This window comes from Roseburia sp. 1XD42-69, assembly GCF_003612565.1.
In the GTDB taxonomy this organism is placed as follows: Bacteria; Bacillota; Clostridia; order Lachnospirales; family Lachnospiraceae; genus Roseburia_B.
On record NZ_RAZG01000134.1, the window covers coordinates 1 to 4,704 of the forward strand.

The window sequence follows — 4,704 nt, forward strand, 5'->3', positions numbered from 1 at the left end:
AAATACTCTTACATATCTAATTCTTATCAGGAAAGTCTAAAGTTCATAGACACAAGATTTTTTACAGCCTCTTTTAACTTCTTATCTGTGGAATAGGAAATCTCATATCCCTTTGCGCCGGATACTTTTTTGTATTTCAGTGCGATTTGTTTGCTCTTATTGTTCTTGGCTGAGGTGAGTTCCGTTTTCTTTACTTTGATTTTCTCCCATTTTGCATAGAGGGTATAGTTCTTCTTTGTTCCCTTTTTAATGGTAGTAATCTTTTTCTTGAACTTTTTGTCTGTATACCAGCCTTTAAATGCGTACCCTTTACGGCTAGGATTTTGGAGTTTCACTTTCTCATTGTAATAAGCCGCCGTATTTTTGCTGTTATTCTTTCCTTTGTTCAGCTTGTAGGTAATGCCGTATCCTACCGTAAGTTTGCAGGTTGCCTTTACGCCGCTGCCGTCTTTGGCCTTTGCGGTAATGGTTACTCTGCCGTATTTTTTGCCTTTCACTTTGCCCTTGCTGTCCACGGTAGCGATTTTCTTATTGGAAGAAGACCAGGTAAGGCCCGCTTTTTTTGCATCTGCAGGGGTTACGGTTGCTTTTAACAGTAAGGTTTTGCCTTTTTTCACTGCAGCCGTTTTGCTCAGCTTAATCTTTGTTTTTTCTTCCGGTGCTACTACAGGCTGGTCTGTCACTGCGTAGCCGTTTACAACGGTAAGCTTGGATAAATCTACATTTGCAAACTGGATATCGTCAAATACGATGGAGGAATCAATGTCAACCCCGTTTCCGCCCTCAGGTACAATACTGTTGCACCATACGGCAAATTTTGTAATGCTCTTGGGGTCGAAAGTTCCGTTTTGCTTTCCTTTCAGTTCACTGAATGGAATCGTTACATATTTTGCGTCTGTGGTCTTTACAAAGTCTGTGAGAGTTGCCTCGAAATCTTCTCCGTTGGACACTAACTGAACTACCAGTTTTTGTCCTTTTCCGTCAGGCTTAATCCACATGGTAATACAGTTGTTTGCGCTGTAATCTATGGAATCTAAGCCTTTCATCCGTCCTGTCCACACTTCCGGGCCGCTTGTCTTTAAGCGGTAGTGGAATGCCCCGCCGTAGCTGCCCCCGCTCTTATTTGTGCCGTCTAATTCAAAAGCGGAACTGCAGGCTGCCGCAGAATTTTCCGTGTAAGTTCCGGAAATGTAATCGTTGTCCCCGTAGTACAGTTCAAAGTTGTCAATCATATTTGCCGGCATTTTGTCTTTTTCTTTGCCGAAACTCATGAATGTAAGTACTGCTAAAGTTTTGCCGTTTGCCACAAGGCTTATTGTTCCCACGTCGGTAAGTCCTAAAGCATCTAAAGTTGCTTTTGATACCACAGCCTCATAACTTGTGCCGTTGCTCTGTGCCGTTAAGGTTTCTGTTTTACTGCCGTTTTGTAATACAAACTGTACCTGGGATGCATTTCTTACATTGGCGGATAAAACTTTTCCTTCTTTTATCACGTCTTTGGGGAATACATTGGTAAAATAGCCTCCCGGATTTCTGGGATTGCTGTTGGTTACGGCTTTACCTGCCGCACTTCCGTAGAAATTTGTGCCGTTGGCAAATAAAGAAGAACTCTCATTGTAATAGTCGATAAATTCGTTGATTAACTCCTGTCCCTTATCACCGTTTTTGTATGGGATATAGAAGTTGGTGTCGCCGAAATTAGCCCATACCAGGAAATAGGGCATGCCTGTGTCTTTTGCAATCTGGTTTACTTTGCTGTACCAATTCTGGCCCTTGATGGGGTTGTCTTTCACCAAAATACCTTCTATGTCGGAGCCGTCCGCTTTCATAACCCGGACGCCGGTCTCTGCGATTGCAGCCACTTTGCCACGCTTTTCTCCGAAGCTCTTTACCACCTGGCAGGTTGTCCGCAGGCTGTCCATAAAGCTGTCGGAATACTGTGCAGGATAGGAGTTGTAGTCGTTGTAATAGTCAAATCCCACGATATCTACATAGTCATCTCCCGGATAGCGTTTTGCATATTCTTCCTCAGAAGAGATTGGGCCGTTGGGGGAATACACATAGATAAAGTTATGTACCCCTTTGGATGCTAAGTAGTCTTCTGTGTAGCGGAACAGTGCATTGTATGTCTCTACATCTGTGCTTGCAGCACCCCACCAGAACCAGCCGCCGCTGTTTTCATGGTATGGACGGTATAAAACAGGGATGTTTTCCGCTTGCAGTGCCAGGGCATAGTCGGCAATAATGTCCATGTATGCGGTGAACTGTGCATTATATTTTCCTCCAGGAAGGGATTCTCTTGCGCAGTTGTTGGACAAATCTTTGGATTCCATAAAGTCACAGCCGGAAAAATCATATTTGTATTTCCCGTCCGGTGTGGCTACAATTTTGGAGTTGCTCATGTTTGGCATGTGGGTGGAAAGGGTGATAATAGCCCCTTCTGATGCCGCTTTTTTACTGATTTCCACAGATTTTGCCACTGCTGCCGGTACATCGGTCATTCCAAGCTCTGCGCCGGTAAGGGCTAAGGAATCAATACCTACAACGCCGCTGATACTCCCAGTCACATCTTTTGTGTCAGAGTATACGCCGTCATTTTTTCCTACACACTTGTGGGTGTCGTTCTGGTGTCCGAAGAGCACTTGGTCTGCGCTGTCCAGTCCTTTTAAATAGGAGTAAAGTGCTTTGGTGGTGCCTGTGGCATCTGCATCTGCCAGGACAACGTCTCCCGGCATCTGGCTGGTATTTGCCTGGGTTCCGGTCCCTGGAGTGGAAGTGATGTTCACAAAGTCTGCGGAACTGTCATATTGGGACAGAACGATGTTGTCGATATATACATCTCCCTGAAATGCGGTGGACACACCTACAATACCGATGGTAAGGTCAGTAAGTTTTGTTTTATTGGGCTGAAATTTAATAGAAACCGCCGCTTTTTTCATACCGCCTCCTATATCCGTTCCCTCTACAGCAGTGTCTTTGTTGATAATTTCCGTACCGCTGTCGGAATTATTTGCAAATCCTTTCACTTTAAAGCTGTCAAAGGAAGCAGGATATGTCAGGTCAAAGGTTAAAAGATTGTAGGCGGACACGTCGATGTCTCCGGCAATATTCTTTTTAATTTTTGCCTCGCTCCATCCCTCGGCAGAATTTTTGCTGTAATCCAGCCCTACTTTTAACTGGTTGCTGCCGTTTAAAGCTGTCACAGAGGTGGTGACATCCCCATCGTACTTATACCCCTCTTCCTTTGTCCATCCTGCATTGCTTCCTGCAGCAGCATCTTCAAAGTCATCCACCGTGTAAGGACCCTGGGAGGGAAGGGGAGCAGTGTCTTCGCCTTTTAACAGTTTTACGTTGGAAACAGATACAGTTCCGTTAAATCCTTGTCCCACAATTTCAAAATAGATACCTTTTAAGTCGGCGGGAGTGATATCGGTAAAGGATATGGCGATTTCTGTCTGATAGGTATTTCCCGACTGTGTAAAGCTGTCTTTTTTTAATTGTTTAATATCCTTACTGTCATTCCATGACCAATCGTCTCCCAGTTTTACAACGCCCTGGGTTTTTATATAATTTTCCCCATTGGACAATGAGGCATAGGATGCGTCATCTAAAGAGACAGTAGCTGTCATGGTAAAGTTTTCTGGGGCGGTGATACCGGAAATGCTTTCATCATACTTAATTTCCGCTTTATTATCCCAATCCTCTGTTGTCAGGTTTAAAGCGTCTGATGCTACGGTTTTTGTGCCGGTATAAAAGGCAGTCCCAGCCGCAGCCAGTTCCTCTGTACCCTCTGTTAATTCGGTGTCTTCGGCCTCTGTGGTCTCCTCCGTGGATTCTGTGGAGGGCGTTACTTCCGTAGATTCAGGAATCATTTCTGTTTCAGGCTCCTGTTCCGTTTCTGGTGTCTGGCCTGCCTGAGGTGTCTGACTTTCATCTTTTGCCGAGGTATTTTCCTGTGTCTCAGTATCCTGGGGCATTTCGGTGTCCTGGGCGGTCTCAGTGTCTGTAGTTCCTTTGTTTTCACTGTCCTCGGTGTCTTGTTGTGTCTCAGTGTCTTGATTCTGTTCTTCCTGTGTCTCTGTGTTAAGGATATCCTCCGGCGTAACGGAAACATCTGATGACACTGCATTTGCGGCATGTACCGTAACCTGGTTATCCGGCAGACAAACAGACGAGATTGTCACTGCCGCAGCCAAGCCCATTGCCGCCATTCGTTTCAATAAAACTTTTCTTCTCATGCTTTTCCTCCTTGAATATGTTTTGCTACAAAACCAAGAGTAATTAATCAAATTTCAAGTAAAATTAATCTGAATAATCGCACTTAATTTAATTAATAATGACTTAAAATAGAGGTAAAATAAATTGACAAAATCAATGATAATATTTTTTTTGTATAGTTTTCACAAAAGGAAAGCCAAATAAATGGAAAGTTGAAAAAAATATATGTGTCAGCAGACCCAGGCGTTTCGGTAAATCCATGACTTTAAAAATGCTTGCGTGGGACTGTGTGATGCGGGAACGGCGGAATTTAGAGGAGTTGCAGAAACCGTACCTGGACTTTTTGAGAAATCTTTTAAAAGACCAGCCCTATGTGGCGTTGGCTTATATGACAGGCATTTTGCCGGTGAAAAATCAATGTTAACAACCTAACTCAAGCAACTACAACATATTGTGTTTTTCTTTTAATTGGCACGGGGTTCCCTG

The 4,704-nt window shown here is 43.9% G+C and carries 2 protein-coding genes; one reads left to right on the forward strand and one right to left on the reverse strand.

Going from position 1 to position 4,704, the window contains the following annotated elements:
• Window positions 1–26: 26 nt before the first annotated feature.
• Window positions 27–4,238, reverse strand: coding sequence for a glycosyl hydrolase (locus D7Y06_RS23935; RefSeq protein ID WP_243119496.1), 4,212 nt, complete (start codon window positions 4,236–4,238; stop codon window positions 27–29).
• A 239-nt stretch (window positions 4,239–4,477) separates the two neighbouring features.
• On the opposite strand from D7Y06_RS23935, the gene D7Y06_RS26250 reads away from it, so the two are divergent.
• Complete coding sequence (locus tag D7Y06_RS26250) at window positions 4,478–4,642, forward strand: hypothetical protein (protein ID WP_158591484.1); 165 nt, start codon at window positions 4,478–4,480, stop codon at window positions 4,640–4,642.
• Window positions 4,643–4,704 lie beyond the last annotated feature (62 nt).